The 16,436-nt window shown below is 70.2% G+C and carries 19 protein-coding genes; 8 read left to right on the top strand and 11 right to left on the bottom strand.

Features of this window, described 5'->3' with window-relative positions; all coding sequences use genetic code 11:
• Positions 1-42: 42 nt before the first annotated feature.
• Positions 43-1,422, bottom strand: a complete 1,380-nt coding sequence (gene lpdA, locus ACWDRB_RS53730; RefSeq protein WP_355207656.1) for a dihydrolipoyl dehydrogenase — start codon at positions 1,420-1,422, stop codon at positions 43-45.
• A 20-nt stretch (positions 1,423-1,442) separates the two neighbouring features.
• Positions 1,443-1,817 (bottom strand): tautomerase family protein, encoded by a 375-nt coding sequence (locus ACWDRB_RS53725; RefSeq protein WP_363983950.1) that lies wholly within the window; start codon positions 1,815-1,817, stop codon positions 1,443-1,445.
• Positions 1,818-1,835: 18 nt separating this feature from the next.
• On the opposite strand from ACWDRB_RS53725, the gene ACWDRB_RS53720 reads away from it, so the two are divergent.
• From ACWDRB_RS53720 to ACWDRB_RS53710, 3 genes are read left to right on the top strand one after another with little or no spacing between them, the layout of a single operon-like run.
• On the top strand, positions 1,836-2,486 hold the full coding sequence (locus ACWDRB_RS53720; protein ID WP_449908253.1) for a response regulator: 651 nt from the start codon (positions 1,836-1,838) through the stop codon (positions 2,484-2,486).
• Positions 2,487-2,492: 6 nt separating this feature from the next.
• Complete coding sequence (locus tag ACWDRB_RS53715) at positions 2,493-3,545, top strand: quinone-dependent dihydroorotate dehydrogenase (protein WP_449908251.1); 1,053 nt, start codon at positions 2,493-2,495, stop codon at positions 3,543-3,545.
• A 19-nt stretch (positions 3,546-3,564) separates the two neighbouring features.
• Positions 3,565-4,119 (top strand): GNAT family N-acetyltransferase, encoded by a 555-nt coding sequence (locus ACWDRB_RS53710; protein ID WP_449908249.1) that lies wholly within the window; start codon positions 3,565-3,567, stop codon positions 4,117-4,119.
• 1 nt (position 4,120) lies between these two features.
• Here the strand turns inward: ACWDRB_RS53710 and ACWDRB_RS53705 are convergent, their stop codons facing one another.
• The 4 genes from ACWDRB_RS53705 to ACWDRB_RS53690 form a co-directional block, all read right to left on the bottom strand.
• Positions 4,121-5,710 (bottom strand): beta-N-acetylhexosaminidase, encoded by a 1,590-nt coding sequence (locus ACWDRB_RS53705; protein WP_449908247.1) that lies wholly within the window; start codon positions 5,708-5,710, stop codon positions 4,121-4,123.
• Complete coding sequence (locus tag ACWDRB_RS53700; RefSeq protein ID WP_449908246.1) at positions 5,707-6,564, bottom strand: N-acetylmuramoyl-L-alanine amidase; 858 nt, start codon at positions 6,562-6,564, stop codon at positions 5,707-5,709. Before ACWDRB_RS53700 ends, ACWDRB_RS53705 begins: the two co-directional genes overlap by 4 nt.
• A gap of 97 nt (positions 6,565-6,661) precedes the next feature.
• Complete coding sequence (locus ACWDRB_RS53695) at positions 6,662-6,910, bottom strand: hypothetical protein (protein WP_185069048.1); 249 nt, start codon at positions 6,908-6,910, stop codon at positions 6,662-6,664.
• A 215-nt stretch (positions 6,911-7,125) separates the two neighbouring features.
• The gene (locus ACWDRB_RS53690) at positions 7,126-8,175 is read right to left on the bottom strand and encodes a LacI family DNA-binding transcriptional regulator (RefSeq protein WP_449908244.1); all 1,050 of its coding nucleotides are present in this window, start codon (positions 8,173-8,175) and stop codon (positions 7,126-7,128) included.
• Between the two features lie 147 nt (positions 8,176-8,322).
• On the opposite strand from ACWDRB_RS53690, the gene ACWDRB_RS53685 reads away from it, so the two are divergent.
• On the top strand, positions 8,323-8,973 hold the full coding sequence (locus ACWDRB_RS53685) for a TetR/AcrR family transcriptional regulator (RefSeq protein ID WP_364261151.1): 651 nt from the start codon (positions 8,323-8,325) through the stop codon (positions 8,971-8,973).
• A 171-nt stretch (positions 8,974-9,144) separates the two neighbouring features.
• Here ACWDRB_RS53685 and bldC read toward each other — a convergent pair whose 3' ends face one another.
• Together bldC and ACWDRB_RS53675 are read right to left on the bottom strand one after the other, a co-directional pair.
• Positions 9,145-9,348 (bottom strand): developmental transcriptional regulator BldC, encoded by a 204-nt coding sequence (gene bldC, locus ACWDRB_RS53680; protein ID WP_013133571.1) that lies wholly within the window; start codon positions 9,346-9,348, stop codon positions 9,145-9,147.
• Positions 9,349-9,670: 322 nt separating this feature from the next.
• Positions 9,671-10,534, bottom strand: coding sequence for a hypothetical protein (locus ACWDRB_RS53675; protein WP_449908241.1), 864 nt, complete (start codon positions 10,532-10,534; stop codon positions 9,671-9,673).
• 107 nt (positions 10,535-10,641) lie between these two features.
• Here ACWDRB_RS53675 and ACWDRB_RS53670 point away from each other — a divergent pair, with 107 nt between their 5' ends.
• Both ACWDRB_RS53670 and ACWDRB_RS53665 read left to right on the top strand, forming a co-directional pair.
• Positions 10,642-11,721 carry a Glu/Leu/Phe/Val family dehydrogenase gene (locus ACWDRB_RS53670; protein WP_449908239.1) on the top strand — a complete coding sequence of 360 codons (1,080 nt, stop codon included), beginning with the start codon at positions 10,642-10,644 and terminating at the stop codon, positions 11,719-11,721.
• A gap of 152 nt (positions 11,722-11,873) precedes the next feature.
• A complete protein-coding gene (locus ACWDRB_RS53665) occupies positions 11,874-12,104 on the top strand; it encodes a DUF3073 domain-containing protein (RefSeq protein ID WP_350737475.1) in 231 nt (76 codons plus the stop codon).
• Between the two features lie 89 nt (positions 12,105-12,193).
• Here the strand turns inward: ACWDRB_RS53665 and ACWDRB_RS53660 are convergent, their stop codons facing one another.
• Entirely contained in the window at positions 12,194-13,027 is an 834-nt protein-coding gene (locus tag ACWDRB_RS53660) for an alpha/beta fold hydrolase (protein ID WP_449908237.1), read from the bottom strand.
• Between the two features lie 85 nt (positions 13,028-13,112).
• Here ACWDRB_RS53660 and ACWDRB_RS53655 point away from each other — a divergent pair, with 85 nt between their 5' ends.
• Positions 13,113-13,670, top strand: coding sequence for a CGNR zinc finger domain-containing protein (locus ACWDRB_RS53655; protein ID WP_449908235.1), 558 nt, complete (start codon positions 13,113-13,115; stop codon positions 13,668-13,670).
• On the opposite strand, the gene ACWDRB_RS53650 is transcribed toward ACWDRB_RS53655, so the two are convergent.
• Positions 13,655-14,122: an anthrone oxygenase family protein gene (locus tag ACWDRB_RS53650; RefSeq protein ID WP_449908234.1), complete on the bottom strand. Its 468-nt coding sequence runs from the start codon at positions 14,120-14,122 to the stop codon at positions 13,655-13,657. The two genes, ACWDRB_RS53655 and ACWDRB_RS53650, sit on opposite strands and share 16 nt — an antisense overlap.
• A 70-nt stretch (positions 14,123-14,192) precedes the next feature.
• Here ACWDRB_RS53650 and ACWDRB_RS53645 point away from each other — a divergent pair, with 70 nt between their 5' ends.
• Positions 14,193-15,632, top strand: a complete 1,440-nt coding sequence (locus ACWDRB_RS53645) for a hypothetical protein (RefSeq protein ID WP_449908232.1) — start codon at positions 14,193-14,195, stop codon at positions 15,630-15,632.
• Here the strand turns inward: ACWDRB_RS53645 and ACWDRB_RS53640 are convergent.
• Entirely contained in the window at positions 15,603-16,421 is an 819-nt protein-coding gene (locus ACWDRB_RS53640; protein WP_449908230.1) for a hypothetical protein, read from the bottom strand. The genes ACWDRB_RS53645 and ACWDRB_RS53640 overlap by 30 nt on opposite strands.
• Between the last annotated feature and the right edge of the window lie 15 nt (positions 16,422-16,436).

The raw sequence follows: 16,436 nt of genomic DNA, 5'->3' as shown, positions 1-16,436 counted from the left end.
GCGCCTCCTGGGTGAGGACCGTGCTTGCCCCCTGGGACCCGATCACATGTTGATCATGTGGCCGGCGAGGCCGTGGATGGCTTCCTTGACCGCTTCGCCGAGCGTCGGGTGCGCGTGGACGTTGCGGGCGACCTCGTGCACGGTCAGGTCCCACTGCTGGGCCAGGGTCAGCTCCGGCAGCAGTTCGGTGACCTCGGGCCCGATCAGGTGGGCGCCGAGCAGCTCGCCGTGCGTGTTGTCGCTGATGATCTTGACGAAGCCGGCCGAGTCGCCCAGGCCGTGCGCCTTGCCGTTGGCCGTGAAGGGGAACTTCGCCACCTTCACGTCGTAGCCCAGGTCGCGCGCCTGCGCCTCGGTGTAGCCGAAGCTGGCCACCTGCGGCTGGCAGTACGTGGCCCGCGGGATCATCACGTAGTCGAGCTCCATGGTCTCCGCGTCCGCGATCGTCTCGGCGGCGATGATGCCCATGGACTCCGCGGCGTGCGCCAGCATCAGCTTGGCGGTGACGTCGCCGATGGCGAAGATGTGCGGCACGTTCGTACGGCAGCGCCCGTCGACCGCGATGGCGCCCCGGTCGGTCAGCGCCACGCCCGTCTTCTCCAGGCCGTAGCCCTCGACGCGCGGCTGGAACCCGATGGCCTGCAGCACCTTGTCGGCCTCGAGCACCCGGGTCTCGCCGCCGCGGGTGACGGTGACCTTGACGGAGGCGCCGGTGTCCTCGATGGCGTCCACGCGGGTCGAGGTCAGCACCTCGATGCCGAGCCGCTTGTAGCGCTTGGCCAGCTCGGCCGACACCTCCTCGTCCTCCAGCGGCACCACCCGGTCGAGGAACTCCACGATCGTCACCTTGACGCCGTAGTTGTGCAGCACGTACGCGAACTCCACCCCGATGGCGCCGGCGCCCGCGATGATGATGCTCTCCGGCAACTCCTCGGTGAGGATCTGCTCCTCGTACGTCACCACACGCTCGGAAAGCCGCGTGCCCGGGATCAGCCGGGTGGTCGCGCCCGCCGCGATGATGCAGTGGGAGAACGTGATCGTCTCGCCGTTCACCTGGATCGTGTTCGCGTCCAGGAACGTGCCGCGGCCGTCGTACTCCGTGATGGCGTTCTTCTTCATCAGGTAGTGAACGCCCTTGACCCGACCGTCGGCCACCTTGCGGCTGCGCTGGAAGGCCGCCCCGTAGTCGAAGGTGACCGAGCCGCTGATGCCGAACGTCTTGGCCTCGTTGTTGAAGATGTGGGCCAGTTCGGCGTTGCGCAGCAGCGCCTTGGACGGGATGCAGCCCACGTTCAGGCAGACGCCACCCCAGTACTTCTCCTCGACGACCGCAGCGCGCAGTCCGAGCTGGGCGGCGCGGACGGCGGCCGTATACCCTCCGGGACCCGCGCCGAGAACGACGACGTCATAGTGAGTGCTCATGAGTCGGACCATACCGTCAGCTAGACCTCGACCTTGTACGAGAGGGTGAGCTCGTCGGCGGGCACCCCGCGGATCCCCCAGTTCACCTTAGGCATCTCGATGATCGTGATCTCCACGTCCTCGGGCTCGTAGCCGGATTTGTCGTAGATCTCCCTGATCAGCGCCCGCTTGGCGTCGTCGCTGCGCCCGGTGAAGCAGATCACCTCGATGATGAGGTAATTGTCACTGCGCCCAGGGCAGACGAAGTCGTCCTCCTCCAGCAGCAGGAACCGGTGGAACCGCTTCTCCGGCGGCACGCCCCACGCGCTCACCAGGCACGACTGCACCAGATCCGAGATCTCCCGCTGCCGTCCGGCCCACACGTCCCTGCGCCCGTACACCTTCACCTGTGCCATGTCGGCAATATAGAGGGCGTGATCCGTGTACTCCTGGCCGACGACGAGGCCATGATCCGGGCCGGGGTCAAGGCCATCCTCGCCTCCGACCCGTCGCTGGAGGTGGTGGCCGAGGCCGGGGACGGCAGGCAGGCCGTCGACCTGGCCATCAGCCACCGCCCCGACGTGGCGCTGCTCGACATCCGCATGCCCAGGCTCGACGGCCTGGGGGCGGCGAGCGAGATGCGCCGGGTCGCGCCGGGCACGGCCGTGGTGATGCTGACCACATTCGGGGAGGACGACTACATCGCCAAGGCGCTCGACATCGGGGCGAGCGGGTTCCTGCTCAAGTCGGGCGATCCGCGCGAGCTGATCGCCGGGATCCACGCGGTGGCCGACGGGGCCGCGTACCTGTCGCCCAGGGTCGCCCAGCGGGTGATCGCACACTTCGCGGGCGGAAAGCTGACCAAGGGGGCGCAGGCCCGCGACCGCGTCGGCCCGCTCACCGACCGGGAGCGCGAAGTGCTCGCCCTGGTCGGCGCGGGCATGTCCAACGCCGAGATCGCCCGCGAGCTGCACATCGTCGAGGGCACGGTGAAGGCGTACGTGAGCGCCATCCTCACCAGACTCGGCGTGCGCAACCGCGTGCAGGCCGCAATCATCGCCCACGAGGCCGGATTGGTAGCCTGACCCGTGATGTATCGCCTCGTGTTCACGCAGGTCTTGCGGCGTTTCGACGCCGAGGCCGTGCACCATCAGACCGTGAGCGCCCTCGCGCTCCTCGCAAAGCTGCCCGTGGTCAAGCGGCTGCTCTTCCGCACGCTCGCGCCCCGCGACCCGGCCCTGCGGGTGACCGCGTTCGGCGTGCACTTCCCGGGTCCGCTGGGCCTGGCCGCCGGGTTCGACAAGGACGCCGCGTGCGCCGAGGGCATCGCCGCGCTCGGCTTCGGCCACGTCGAGGTCGGCACGATCACCGCGCACGCCCAGCCGGGCAACCCGCGCCCGCGCCTGTTCAGGCTGGTGGGAGAGCGCGCGGTGATCAACCGGATGGGCTTCAACAACGCCGGGGCGGCTGCCGCCGCCCGCAGGCTGCGCCGCGCCCGCGGCGTCCCCGTCGTGGTCGGGGTGAACATCGGCAAGACCAAGGTGGTGCCCGAGTCGGAGGCCGTGGCCGACTACGTGGCCAGTGCCAAGGAGCTCGCGCCGCTGGCCGACTACCTGGTGGTCAACGTCAGCTCGCCCAACACCCCGGGGCTGCGCAACCTCCAGGCGGTCTCGCTGCTGCGGCCGTTGCTCACGGCGGTCAAGGAGGTGGCGGACGGCACGCCCCGTCCCACTCCGCTGCTGGTGAAGATCGCGCCCGACCTCGCGGACGAGGACGTGGACGCGGTGGCCGATCTGGCGCTGGAGCTCGGCCTGGACGGCATCATCGCCACCAACACCACGATCAGGCACGACGGCGAGACCGGCGGGCTGTCGGGCCGCCCGCTCAAGGGCCGCTCGCTGGAGGTTCTCAGGCGCCTGCGCGCCAGGGTCGGCGACCGGCTCGCGCTGGTGTCGGTCGGCGGGGTGGAGGACGTGGACGACGTCTGGGAGCGCCTGCTCGCCGGGGCCACCCTGGTCCAGGGCTACACGGGCTGGATCTACGGCGGCCCGTTCTGGGCCTCGCGCATCCACCGTCAGCTCTCCAGGCGGGTACGCCGCCACGGCCTCAAATCCATCACGGACGCCATCGGCCGTACCGCCTGAATCCCTTATCGTGGGGCGAATGATCGAAGAGGTACCACTAGCGGACGGCATCACCCTGCGCCCGGCCGCCGAACAGGACGTCGAGGCCCTGGTACGCGCCTACGACCGCAACCGCGACCACCTCAAGCGGTGGGAGCCCCGCAGGCCCGACGAGTTCTTCACCGCGGACGGACAGGCCAAGCGGCTCAAGGGCCTGCTCGAAGATCAGGCGCAGGGCCGGGCGATGGCCTGGGTGCTCGCGGACGGCGAGGAGATCGTGGGCCGCGCGACGCTCAGCGGCATCGTCCGCGGCCCCTGGCTGAGCGCCGACCTCGGCTACTGGGTGGACGGCGGCTACGTCGGGCGCGGCCTGGCCACCGGCGCCGTGCGGGAGGTGTGCCGGATGGCCGACGAGGAGCTGCGGCTGCACCGGATCGCGGCCAGCGTCCTGCTCGACAACGCGGCCTCGCAGAACGTGCTGGTCAAGACCGGGTTCGAGCCGTACGGCACCGCCGAGCGCTACCTCGAGATCGACGGCAGGTGGCAGACCTGCCGCCTCTTCCAGCGCATCCTCAACGACCGCCCGGCCCTGTAGGTCACACGCTGGGGCGGGTCGACTCCGCGTCGTGCGTCATGCCTTCGATGTGGGCCATCGCCTCCTGGACGCGCAACACGCCCGGCCGGTGCGGGCGCCGCCGCTGCCACGGGTGCGGCCCCGCCGGCGGGCGATACTCCACCCCGAGCGCGTCCAGCCGCCCCAGGTGCTCCTCCAGCCGTCCCTCGAAGCCGTCGGCGGGACCGGCCCACGCGATCTCCGCCAGCGCGCACGCCCGCGGCCACAGGCGGTAGTCGACCGTGCGGGCGTCGGGCACGCGCTCGGTCCAGAGCTGCGCCTGGGCCCCCAGGACCCGGGCGCGCTCCTCCTCCGTCCACGAGGCCGGCGCGGGGTCGAAGGCGGCCACGTCCGAGACTGTGGTGGCGTCGCCGATGGCCATGGGCTCGTCCGCCGAAGAAGCCTCCGCGTAGTCGAAGTACAGCGGGAACACCGGGGTCGCCACCACGTCGTGCCCGGCCGCGGCGGCCCGGCGGCCCACCCCCATGCCCCGCCACGGCATGACCACGGTGTCCTCCCGCAGCCCGCCGCTGACGAACGCCTCGTCCCACACCACGGCCCGCGCACCCCGCTCGGCCAGCGCGTCCGCGAGCCGCCGCAGGAACCACGCCTGCAGGTCGTTGGAGGTGGCCAGCCCGAGCGAGTCGCGGTACGCGGTGATCTCGGCGGACTCGCCCCAATGGTCCAGCACGACCTCGTCACCGCCGATGTGCACGTAGGGAGTCTCGCCCAGCGCCCCGATCAGCTCGTCGAAGATCGTGGTCAGGAACTCGACGGTCGGCGGCAGCGGCGACAGGATCGCCGAGGAGATGCCCCACCGGTCGAGCACGTCGTACCGCTCCCCGGTGGCCCCGAGCGACGGGTACGCCGCCAGGATCGCCGACGCGTGCCCGGGCACGTCGATCTCGGGGACGACCGTGACGCACCGGGCGCGGGCGTAGGCGCCGATCTCGGCCAGGTCGTCGAGCGTGTAGTAGCCCCCGTGCGGCAGGTCGTCGTACGTGTCCGGCTCCCGCCAGTAGTTGGACGCCGTACGCGGCCGGTGCGAGGAGACCTCGTGCAGCAGCGGGTACGCCCTGCTCTCCACCCGCCACCCCTGGTCGTCCACCAGGTGCAGGTGGAGGCGGTTGAGCTTGTGCGTCGCCATCAGGTCGAGCAGGCGGAAGATCTCCCGCTTGGGGAAGAAGTGCCGCGCCACGTCCAGGTGCAGCCCGCGCCAGGCGAAGCGCGGCGCGTCCTCGATCCGCACCCCTGGAACGAGCCACGAGGCCCCGGTGGAGAACCGGTAGGAGGCGGCGGGCAGCAACTGGTGCAGCGACTGCGCCGCGTAGAAGGCCCCGGCCCGTCCGCCGGCCACGATCTCCACGCCCCGCGAACCCGCCGTCAGCCGGTACGCCTCCTCGCCGAGCGCCGGATCCCGCCGGACGTCGATCTCACCGGCGTCGCCGGGCCGCAGGTCGAGCCGCGGAAGCGCGAGGCGTACGGCGTCCACCAGGTCGCCGGACACGGTCGCGCCCGAGGTCAGCTCGAAGGAACCGGAAAGATCGCTGAGCAGCTCTGGGCGAGGAATCATGTTTCGAGATAGTGCTGCAATCCGTTCGCCAGCGCCAGCGCGATCTTCTGCCGGAAGCCGGGATCCTGGAACCTGGCCGCCTCGGCGGCGTTGCGCATGTTGCCGCACTCGATGAAGATCTTCGGCACGGTCGACAGGTTGAGGCCGCCGAGGTCGTTGCGGTAGTCGAGCGCGTTGCGGCCGATGTAGGTGGAGTACGGCAGGCCCGTGCCCTTGGCGAACGCGTTGCGCACGTCGATGCCGAGCCTGCTGGAGGCGCCCACGACCTTGTCCACGGGGCCGTTGATCTTCTTCGGCATGATGACGTGGAAGCCGTGGTTGGCGGGGGCCGCGCCGTCGCCGTGGATGGAGATCGCCGCGTCGGCGCGGGCCTTGTTGCCGATGGCGGCCCGCTGGGTGATGCACGGGCCCACACCGTCGTTGCTCGTCCTGGTCAGCTTGACCGTGGCCCCACGGGATTCGAGGATCTTGACGAGCCGCTTGGAGACGTCGAAGGAGAAGGCGGCCTCGGTGTAGCCGCTGTTGGTCTGGGTGCCCGTCGTGTCGCAGGGCTTCCACTTGGTCAGCACGTTGACCTTGCGGTTGACGGCCGCGGGGTCGCGGTAGTTGCCGCCGTTGTGGCCCGGGTCGATCACGACGACCTTGCCCTCCAGGGGCTTGGCGTCGGGCGGGGACTGCTTGGCGGGAGTCTGCTCGGAGGGAGTCTGCTCGGAGGGAGTCTGCTCGGCGGCGGTCTGCTCCGCGCTGGTCGCGGGAGCGGCCTGACCTGCCGCGGCGCCACCGGTGCCGGTGCCGCCACACGCGGAGGCGATCAGGCCGCAAACGACGAGAGCTGAGGCTGGCAGAGCACGCATGGCATCCAACTTACGGCAAGCCCGGAGCTCAAGCCCTTCTTATGCCAACTACGGCGAGTGGCGGGGAATGCTACATCCTGGCCGGGGCCCTAGCCCCTCACCACACACGCTCGCCGATCTCCTGGCGCTCCAGCAGGGCGGCCAGCTCCCGCGCGTCCTCGGCGTCGAGCCCGAGGACGACGCGGGGCCGGCCCCACGGGTGGTCGAGGGAGTGGGCGACGTAACTGGCGACCGACTCGGCGGCGCCGTCGACGCCCCGCCCCCTCCCCGCCCGCCAGTGGCCCCAGGCGCGCTCGAGCTCGGCCGCCGCGCGCTGGGCGCAAGACACTAGTTCCGGATCACGCATGACTGTTCCCCCGGATCAGATCGTGGCCGGATCGAATCCGGCCACAAATAGCATGACCCTGACGAGTAAACAGCCGCGCGGCCACGTCTCCGCGCGGCTTGACCCAGCCTTGGGCCTTTGCGAACAAGAAACCTGCTCCAGCAGACTGCCGCTCTACCGTCGTGCGCGCGATCCTCGCCACAGCGGCAGTCGGCTTTGCAGATTTCTTGTTCGTCTTAGGCGGGACCCGTGCTGCGTCGCACGATCAGCTCGGGGCGGATCTCGCGCAGGCGCGAGACCTTCGCGGGGTCCCCGATCCGGTCGCTCAGCAGCGCCGCCGCCGACCTTCCCATGGTGCGGCGGGGCTGGTCGACCGAGGTGAGCGAGATGTGGTGGGAGGCCGACAGGTGCGTGTTGTCGTAGCCGATCACCGAGAGGTCTTGCGGGACTCGCAGGCCCAGGTCGCTGGCGGCCGAGAGCACGCCGAGCGCGACCACGTCATTGGCGGCGAAGATCGCCGTGGGCCTGGGGTCGCGGGTGAGCAGCGCCGTTGCCGCCTCCCTGCCACCCTCCTCGGTCGAGTCCGCGGCCTCGACCATGATGTACGGCGCCAGCGAGTGCCTGCGCATGGCCACGAGGTAGCCCTCGCAGCGCGACGAGCGCCGGCCCTCGATGTGCGCGATGCGCTTGTGGCCGAGTTCGACCAGGTGATCGATGGCCAGGCGAGCGCCGAGCTGGTCGTCGTCGACCACGATGTCGACTCCGTCGAGCTCGATGTCACGTTCCCCTACGACGACGGTCGGGGTGTAGGCGGTGGCCTCGATCAGCGTCTCGCTGGTCGGCGCGATGCCCAGGAGGACCAGCCCGTCCACCCTGAGCTCGAGGAAGGCCTCGACGGCCTCGTCCTCGAACGCCGGGTCCCACTGGCTGTTCCCTATGAGCATGCGCAGGCCGTCGCCGTGCAGGCTCTCCTGCAGACCGTCGAGGAACTCCGCGTAGAACGGATTGTGCAGGTCGGCGACGAGCGCGCCCACCAGATGCGTACGGCCTTCCACCAGGCTTCGCGCGACCGCGTTCGGCCGGTAGCCGAGTTCGCGGGCGGCCTGCAGCACGGCCTGGCGCCGGTGCTCGCTCACGTGCGGGGATCCGCGCAGCACGAGAGAGACCAGCGATTTCGAGACGCCGGCTCGTTCGGCGACGTTGCGGATGGTCGGTCTGGGCCGAGGCAGTGTGTCTACCTCTCTGAGCTCGGTAATGGTTGAAGTGTTGACGGGCGGTCCTGACATGTGTCTCCCCCGCGATGCGGATATGGGCACCTGTCTGACCAAACGATCGAGTTCGCGGCAGGGTACGGCCTTCTCACTGTTTGACTCAGGGAATCGTCGCGGGTTGACCCGGGGAACGGCCGGCACGGCGTCGGCTACTGTGCAGGTGTGACACCCGGGAAGTCAGCCGAGACGGCACGGCCGGCGCGGCGCAGGCTCAGTGTCGACCGGCGTCGCGAGGAGCTGATGGCGGCCGCGCTCGAGCTGTTCAGCACCCGTGACGCGGAAGACGTCTCGATCGACGACGTGGCCTCGGCGGCGGGCGCTTCGCGGGCCCTGGTCTACCACTACTTCGGTGGCAAGCAGGAGCTCTACGTGGCCGCGCTGAGGAGCGCGGCGGAGCAGCTGGAGTCCCGGCTTCGCCCCCATGAGGGCGGCCGGCCGCTGGAAGAGCTGGCCTCCGGGCTCAGGCGCTACTTCGACTTCGTCGAGGAGCACGCGGCCGGGTTCGCCGCGTTGCTGCGCGGGGGGCCCGCCAACCGGGCGGGCGAGATCGGCGAGATCGTCGACGGCGTACGCCAGCGTCTCTTCCGCCTCATCCTGAAGCAGATGCGGGTCGATGAGGCCAGCCCGGTGCTGCGCACGACCCTGCGCTCGTGGATCGCCTCCGTGGAGACGGCCGGCCTCGACTGGCTCGAGCACCGTGACATAGAGCGACCGACGCTGGAAAAGATGCTCGTCGATCACATGGTCGCGCTGCTCGGCGTGGCCGCCGCCTACGACGGCGCCGTGGCCACGCTGTTGGAACGACTCGCGTAATCTGCCTCACTGCGTGAGGCGGCTCGGTCGCTCAGATCCGTTGCGGAGAGAAGGATGGCGCCGGGCGGGCGGCGCCAACTCTCCCATGCGACGTTGTGTCGCCACGACGGTGGACCAGGCCGTCGGCCTGGCTCACCCTCAACCCCCCTGAGGATCCGTGACGACCCTCACTTACTCCGAGCGCTGCTGCGGAATCCCCGCGAGCAGTGCCCGGACCTCGGTCTCCCGGTAACGCCGATGACCGCCGAGGGTTCGAATCGACGTCAACTTACCCGCCTTGGCCCACCGCGTAACGGTCTTGGGGTCGACCCTGAACATGGTCGCGACCTCAGCGGGCGTGAGCAGTGGCTCGGCCTCGGGTGTACGAGCTGACATTTGTGCGGCCTCTCCTCCGTGTGGACCGGCTTAGCGATCCTGTGACTGCCTTTGCGCGTGTCACGGATGTCCCCCTATGGCACAGAGCGTGCGGCTTTTCTGAGCCATATGCGGCATCACCCGATGTGACCATACCGCCACGCAGAGCGATTGGCGAGCCCTTCTTTGACCCAACTGCCCGCCCCCGCGGCGATGTCACGCTCGGTGATTCTAGCGACACGGTTCGTGGTATCGCAGTGAAAACGGCAAACTACTCAGTTCGCAGAAGAGAGCAGCCGGGAGACGTGACCTACTCATGCAGGTCAGACGGTCGTATTGAGCCTCAGTTGGCAGATTCCAGCTGTTGCATTGACTTCCACCGGAGGATCACCCTCTGGTACATGGCGTAGGCAAGTTCTTCTTGACCCGTGTCCAGGCCCGTCAGGGCGCCCGCCAGCTCGGCCACCGACTGGTCCGCCTGCAACGCGTCGTCGTCCATGAGGTGGACGAGGCCGCCGTAGTCGAGCTCCACCAGCGAGTGCGGGTGGAACTCCTCCAGCCACCTGGCGACGTCCTCCACGTCGAAGTTGGCCGCCACGTCGCCCAGGTGCCTGCGCAGCACGTTGAGCGCCCTGGCCGCCCGCCTCCTGGCCTGCGCCATGGAGGTGACGTAGATGAGGTTGCGTCCGGTAGCGGTCGTCACGTCCTGTCCCGGGTTGGCGGAGCCGAGCACCAGCCAGCGCTCGTTCCCATCAAACGGCACGAACCACGATGGCGGCACATGCCACGCCGTGGTGCGAATGTGCGTACGCAACGCGGACGAACCGGCCTGCCGCTTGTACCGGTCGAAGTCGTCCGCCACCTGGTCCGCGATCGCCTTGGGCACCAGATGGTCCATCAGCTTCACAGGAGTGGTGCCACGCAGCCTTGAGAACGCCAGCCACGAGCGCAAACGGCTTTGCCAGGGACAGACATAGAGACGGTCCTCAACACGCCGCAGATAGGCGTTGGGGCTCTCCTGGGCGGGAACGGGTTGAGGGGGCATACCGAGAAGGCGCATGACCGACTCGTCGTGCTCCGCATTGAGCGCGTTCGCGCGGCGCGGGCGGTCCCGTGAGTCGGCGTAGTCGGCCCACACCTTGCGCTCGGGTTCGGCGAACGCGGTCAGTGGCTCATAGACGCGGAGGTAGGCGGCATAGGGCAGCACGGAGGCATCGTGTCATGAAGCGAACCTGCGTGCACCGTTGTGGCTTACTACGCTGTGAGGTGATCTCCGTCGCAAAGGTGCGGCGGACCGGACAGGGAGTCACTACCGTGACCGACGTCTTCGGTTCGTCCCAAAAGGACGTCCACGAGCAGGTCGTGTTCTGCGCCGACGAGCAGAGCGGCCTGCGTGCCATCATCGCCATCCACAACACGGCCCTGGGCCCGGGGCTGGGAGGCACCCGTTTCTATCCGTACGAGAGTGAGAGCGCGGCCCTGGCCGACGTGCTCAACCTCGCCAAGGGCATGTCCTACAAGAACGCGCTGGCCGGGCTCGACCTGGGCGGCGGCAAGGCCGTCATCATCGGCGACCCGGCCCACGACAAGAACGAGGCGCTGCTGCGCGCGTACGGGAGGTTCGTGCAGTCGCTCGGCGGGCGCTACATCACGGCCTGCGACGTGGGCACCTACAGCGAGGACATGGACCTCATCGCCCGCGAGTCACGCTTCGTGACCGGCCGCTCGCCGGCCTACGGCGGGGCGGGGGATTCGTCCATCCTGACCGCGTACGGCGTGTTCCAGGGCATGCGGGCCTCGGCCGAGCGCGTGTACGGCACTCCGTCGCTGCACGGCAGGCGCGTCGGCGTCGAAGGGGTCGGCAAGGTGGGCCACCGCCTGGTCGAGCTCCTGCGCGAGGACGGCGCCGAGGTCGTGATCTGCGACGTCGCCCCCAAGGCCGTCGAGCGGGTGCGCCTGCGCCATCCGGAGGTCGACGTGGTGGCCGACGCGGCCGAGCTGAGCGGATCCGACATCGACGTGTTCGCGCCGTGCGCGCTGGGCGGCGCCCTCGACGACGCGACGGTCGCCAGGCTCCGGGCGAAGATCGTCTGCGGCGGGGCCAACAACCAACTCGCCCACCCCGGGGTCGAGAAGCAACTCGCCGAGCGCGGCATCCTCTACGCGCCCGACTATGTCGTCAATTCGGGAGGCGTGATCCAGGTCGCGGACGAGATCGAGGGCTTCGACATGGAACGAGCCAGATCGAAGGCCACCCAGATCTACGACACGACCCTGAAGATCTTCCAAATCGCTGCCGATGAGGGCGTTCCGCCCGCTGTCGCAGCGGATAGGCTAGCCGAGCGCAGAATGTCGGAAGTCGGGCGTATTAGGGGCATTTGGCTGGGCCGCTGACGGCCCACGTCCATACGACGTACCGAGCTGGGCACAAAACAGGTACGGTAATAGGCGAACGATAGGCTGACGCCCAAAGAGACGCGGCGTCAGTGTGTGGTGCGTTAGCGACGAGGGGGTCGGGGACGACCCCACACGAGGGGGTCGAGCCAATGGGGCGCGGCCGAGCAAAGGCCAAGCAGGTCAAGGTTGCTCGCCAGCTGAAGTACAACAGCGGTGGCACGGATCTTGATCGTCTTCGCGATGAACTCGGGGTCGGAGACTCCAGCAGCAATGACGACGCCGACGACCTCAACGATGAGCTGGCGGATCGCTATGCCGATTACGCCGATGACTATGGCGCCGGAGACGACGAAGACGACCGTCCTCCCGGCCGTCGATAGCCGTTCCTGGTTGACGTGACGAGGACCGGCGCCCGCGCCGGATTCTCGTTCACGCCCGTCGGGCCCCACGGGTAACCGTGGGGCTTTCGTCACGTGGTCGTCTTTTCCAGGAAGTCCGCGATGACCGGTGCGATCTCCGGGAGCTTCTCCTCCAGCGCGAAGTGCCCGGTGTCGAAGACGTGCACCTCCGCCTCGGGCACGTCCCGCCGGTACGCGTGGGCGCCCGGCTCCAGGAAGATCGCGTCTCCCCGCCCCCAGAGCACCAGCGTGGGCGGGCGGTGCAGGCGTAGCCATGCCTGCCAGGCCGGGTAGCGCGCGAGGTTCCCGGCGTAGTCGCGGGCGAGGGCCAGCTGCGCTTCCTTGCGTCCCGGCAGGTCCAGGAAGTGCTGGTCGAGCGTCCACCCGTCGGGCGCCACGAGCGCCGGGTCCGCCGTGCCGTCCTCGTACTGGCCGCGGGTGAACGGCAGCGTGAACAGCTCCCCGGACGGCGCCTTGACGGCCTGGCGTGCCACCTCGGACAGCCCTTCGTCGTACGCGTTGGCGTTCTGCACGATGAGCCCGGCGATCCACTCGGGATGCCGCTCGGCCACCCGGAACCCGACGGGCCCGCCGAAGTCGAACGCGTACAGCACGAACGGCCCGAGCCCGATCACCCGCACGAACCCTTCGACGACGTCGGCCAGCCGGTCGAAGGAGTACGCGAAACCGTCGGGGACCCGCGTGTGCCCGAATCCGGGATAGTCGGGTGCGATCACCCGATAGCGGCCGCCCAGGGCGTCCATGAGCCGCCGGTACTGGTGCGACGCGGACGGGAACCCGTGCAGCAACAGCAGCGGGACCCCGCCTTCCGGCCCCGCCTCCCGGTAGAAGACCTCGACCCCCTCGACGTCCACGAACCCGTGCCTGATGTGTGGAATCCGCATCTCACATGCCTCTTTCTTGCGAAGACGCATTAGTTATAGACCGACGGGCGCTAATGGGTCAACTCGTGGATGTAGCATTAGCGGCATGGAGTTGCTGACGGGTGAGCCCCTGGCCCTCGACCTGGTCAACACACGGTCCCGCGACCACGACGCCCTGGACCGGTCCGCCGACTTCGGCGACTGGCTGGCCAGGCAGTCGGACCGCCTCACCCTGCCCGGCGGGCCCTTCCCGGCCGCCGACCTGGCCGCCGTCCGCCGGCTGCGCGGTCATGTGGAAGCGGCCCTGGACGCCGCCCGCCAGGCCGTCCCCGCGCCGCCCGACTCGATCGCGGCGATCAACGAGGCCCTGCGGCTCTCCCCGCCGTACCCTCGGCTGGAGGCCCGGGGAGTCGTCTTCACGAGCGTCGCGCGGCGGGACGGCACGGACGTGAGCCGCCTGCTCACGCAGCTCGCCGAGGCGGCCGTGGAGCTGCTGACGGACCCCGACGTGGGCAAGGTCCGCTCCTGCGAGGCACCCGACTGCCGGATGCTCTTCCTCCCGGCCCACCCCCGCCGCCGCTGGTGCTCACCGACGCTCTGCGGCAACCGGATCCGCGTCGCCCGCTACTACCAGCGGCACAAGCCGGATCACTCCCAGACGTAGAGCGCGGCGCCCAGGAGGACGACGGTGAGCGCGCAGGCCCAGCCGCGCACGGTGTTGAAGCGGGTCCAGCGGGGCAGGTAGTCGGCCCAGTCGACCTCGCCCGCGTCGATCGCGTTGTTCAGCGGGACGTTGACCGCTCCCGTCACCATGATCGAGCCGGCGAAGGCGACGACGGCGCCCGCGACGGCCAGGATGCCCGGCAGGCTGCCGGGTCCGGCCACGAACAGCAGGATCCCGGCGACCAGCGCGAGGATTGGCGCCAGCGTGAACGTGGACAGGAACGCCGGATTGAGGATCTTCTGGTTGATGCTCCGCATGACGGCTGCCGCCTGCTCCTTGTCGACGGCGTCGAGGCCCGGCATCACCGACGTCGAGAACGCGAAGTAGACCCCTGCCATGAGGCCGTTGAGCACGAGCGCGAGGATCACCGCGACGGCCGCGAGTACGTCCATGCGGCAATGATCCCGCGCGGGCGGAATCTTTTCCACGGGGTTGTCGCCCGCGGTTGCTAGCCTGCCGGGCATGCTGGAGATCGGTGACGTCGTGGCCGTGCCCCTGCCGCTCGGCGGTTTCGGCGCGTGCCAGGTGACGGCGGCGGACGGCGAGCTGACGGTGTGCGTGTTCGACTGGCACTCCGACGCGGCGCCCGCGCTCGACGACCTGCGCGGGGCCCGCCCGCTGATCATCGACCACCACAGCTGGGAGGGCGTCCCCCAGATCCTGTCCGTCGACGCGGCCGCTCCGCTGCCCGCCGGTTTCGTCCGGCTCGGGTCGCTGCCGGTGAGCGCCGGCCTGCCGCGCTCGACCAGCGCGTACGGCGGATGGCCCGCCCTGGGCGTGCAGGTCGTCCTGCAGCGGCACTGGGACCTGCGGGTGCCCGACGAGATCAAGGCCGCCTACAAGAGCGCGGCTCCCGGGCAGATCGAGGCCGACTTCGGCGGCCGGCGGATCCGCAGGCCCGCCATGGTGTCGGGGCTCGACCTGCGGGAGCTCCACGGCGAGGTGCGCTGGGCCGGGCTGGACGCGCTGCCCCGGGTGACCTCGCTGACCTGGGCCGGGCCCGATCGGGGCCTCGCCGCCGCCCTCTCGTCCCGGCCGATCATCACCAGCCTGCACTGGGCCGATCCGCGCGGCGAGGTCGATCTGGGCGGGACGCATCTCAACGATCTGACGTTCGCCGGAGCCTCGCCGCGCCGGCTCGTCCTGCCGCCCACCCTGACCCGCCTGCGCCTGGACGCGGCGCCGCCCGAGCTCGTCACTGCGGCCGCCGGCGGGCGGTGGATCCGCGTGACGACCCGCTCCGGCGTCCCCGCCGGGCTGAGCGGCGTGCGCGAGGTGGCGATGGAGGTGGCGGGCGACCTGCGGCTCGCGGCGCTGGACGGGCTCGCCGAGCTGGAGTCGCTGCGGATCCAGTGGCTCCGCTCGTACGGCGGGCTCGTCGGCGCGACCGCGTTCCCCAAGCTGCACACGCTGGAGCTGATCGACGCGTACGGGGTCGACGCGTCGATGCTGCCCCCGCCCGGCGGCGCCCTGCGGCACGTCAGCGTCGCCTCGCTCAGGAGCAGCCAGAGCGGGCCGATCAAGCAGCGCTACCGGGGATCGGAGGTGCAGGTCCGGTTGCGCGGCGCCAAGTCGGACAAGTGGCTGGCCGCCAACATCGACAATCCGCTGCGCAACTGGGTGGACGACGACCGGCGGGCGGGAGCGGCGGCGTGCCGGGCCTACACGACGGCCTCCGAGGCCATCGGGCGGCTGAGCGCCGACGATCCGGGCGGAGTGGCCGACGCCAGGCAGACGCTGCGGGAGTTCGTGGAGAGGCTCAACGACCTCGACGGACGGCACGGGATGATCGACACGTTGCGGCGGGAGGAGGCGGGCGACGCCTTCATGGCGCTGGCGGCGCAGGCGGGCGTGCCCTCGGGCGAGGCCGGCTCATGGTTCGACGAGTGGCGTGATTTCTGAGGCCAGCGTCTGGCCCGCCTCGACCGCCTCGCGCAGGCTCCTGGCCAGCGTGTCCGCCTGCTCGGTCAGGTCGCGCAGGCCCTCGGCGTCGCCGGTCTGCGCCAGCAGGTCCCGATATCTGTCGTTGCTGCGCTGCAGCTCCTGGGCGCGCAGGGCCGAGTCGGCCGCCTTGACGCGGCCGGCGTACACCTCCAGCTCCCACACCCGCTCGGTGACCGCCGCCACGGAGCGGCGCAGGGCCTCCTGCTGGGGTTCGAGCACGGCGGCCAGCTCGGGCGTCATCAGCTCCACCCGCGCCTCGGCCTGCTCGGCCCGCAGCTCCGTCTGCGTACGCAGGAGGCGGGCGACGTGCCACAGCCGCTCGGGGAGCACGACGTCGTTGGCGACGGTGTCGAGGAGCCCCAGGCGGTTCACCCGGGAGTCGGTCACCTCCAGGATCGCCTGCCTGGCCCGGGCCAGCAGGGTGAGAGCCTCGGAGTCCAGCTCGGCGGGGTGGACGTGACGCTCGCCGCCCCTCCGCTCCGGCTCCGGCATGGAGAGGCCGACATAGAGCGTGGTGACGAGGAAGACCATCAGCCCCGCCATCCCCGCCGACTCGTGGTCGGTCCTGAGGGCCGCGGCGCCGAACAGCGCGCCGCTCAGCCCCGTGACCCCCGCGGCGACGGCGAGTAGGCGCCTCATCCACGGCGGCGGCGCGGGCTCCCGGCGGCCGAGCAACAGTGTCCGGACACCGCGGATCCGCCGCCGTTCCCGCCGGGAGGCGGCGGGATCCACGATCGGTTCGTCCATACGCGACGCCTCCCC

It is taken from the genome of Nonomuraea sp. NPDC003707 (assembly GCF_053587055.1).
The sequence above is the reverse complement of the archived record's forward strand: the minus strand, read 5'-3'. Positions and strand labels throughout refer to the sequence as shown.

Excerpts from the sequence above, each read along its gene's own strand:
- ACWDRB_RS53645 (WP_449908232.1), top strand. The coding sequence starts at position 14,193 with ATGCTGGAGATCGGTGACGTCGTGGCCGTGCCCCTGCCGCTCGGCGGT.
- ACWDRB_RS53695 (WP_185069048.1), bottom strand. The coding sequence starts at position 6,910 with ATGCGTGATCCGGAACTAGTGTCTTGCGCCCAGCGCGCGGCGGCCGAG.
- ACWDRB_RS53660 (WP_449908237.1), bottom strand. The coding sequence starts at position 13,027 with ATGCGGATTCCACACATCAGGCACGGGTTCGTGGACGTCGAGGGGGTC.
- ACWDRB_RS53650 (WP_449908234.1), bottom strand. The coding sequence starts at position 14,122 with ATGGACGTACTCGCGGCCGTCGCGGTGATCCTCGCGCTCGTGCTCAAC.
- ACWDRB_RS53700 (WP_449908246.1), bottom strand. The coding sequence starts at position 6,564 with ATGCGTGCTCTGCCAGCCTCAGCTCTCGTCGTTTGCGGCCTGATCGCC.
- ACWDRB_RS53705 (WP_449908247.1), bottom strand. The coding sequence starts at position 5,710 with ATGATTCCTCGCCCAGAGCTGCTCAGCGATCTTTCCGGTTCCTTCGAG.
- ACWDRB_RS53715 (WP_449908251.1), top strand. The coding sequence starts at position 2,493 with ATGTATCGCCTCGTGTTCACGCAGGTCTTGCGGCGTTTCGACGCCGAG.
- ACWDRB_RS53665 (WP_350737475.1), top strand. The coding sequence starts at position 11,874 with ATGGGGCGCGGCCGAGCAAAGGCCAAGCAGGTCAAGGTTGCTCGCCAG.
- ACWDRB_RS53655 (WP_449908235.1), top strand. The coding sequence starts at position 13,113 with ATGGAGTTGCTGACGGGTGAGCCCCTGGCCCTCGACCTGGTCAACACA.
- lpdA (WP_355207656.1), bottom strand. The coding sequence starts at position 1,422 with ATGAGCACTCACTATGACGTCGTCGTTCTCGGCGCGGGTCCCGGAGGG.
- ACWDRB_RS53710 (WP_449908249.1), top strand. The coding sequence starts at position 3,565 with ATGATCGAAGAGGTACCACTAGCGGACGGCATCACCCTGCGCCCGGCC.
- ACWDRB_RS53725 (WP_363983950.1), bottom strand. The coding sequence starts at position 1,817 with ATGGCACAGGTGAAGGTGTACGGGCGCAGGGACGTGTGGGCCGGACGG.
- bldC (WP_013133571.1), bottom strand. The coding sequence starts at position 9,348 with ATGTCAGCTCGTACACCCGAGGCCGAGCCACTGCTCACGCCCGCTGAG.
- ACWDRB_RS53640 (WP_449908230.1), bottom strand. The coding sequence starts at position 16,421 with ATGGACGAACCGATCGTGGATCCCGCCGCCTCCCGGCGGGAACGGCGG.
- ACWDRB_RS53690 (WP_449908244.1), bottom strand. The coding sequence starts at position 8,175 with ATGTCAGGACCGCCCGTCAACACTTCAACCATTACCGAGCTCAGAGAG.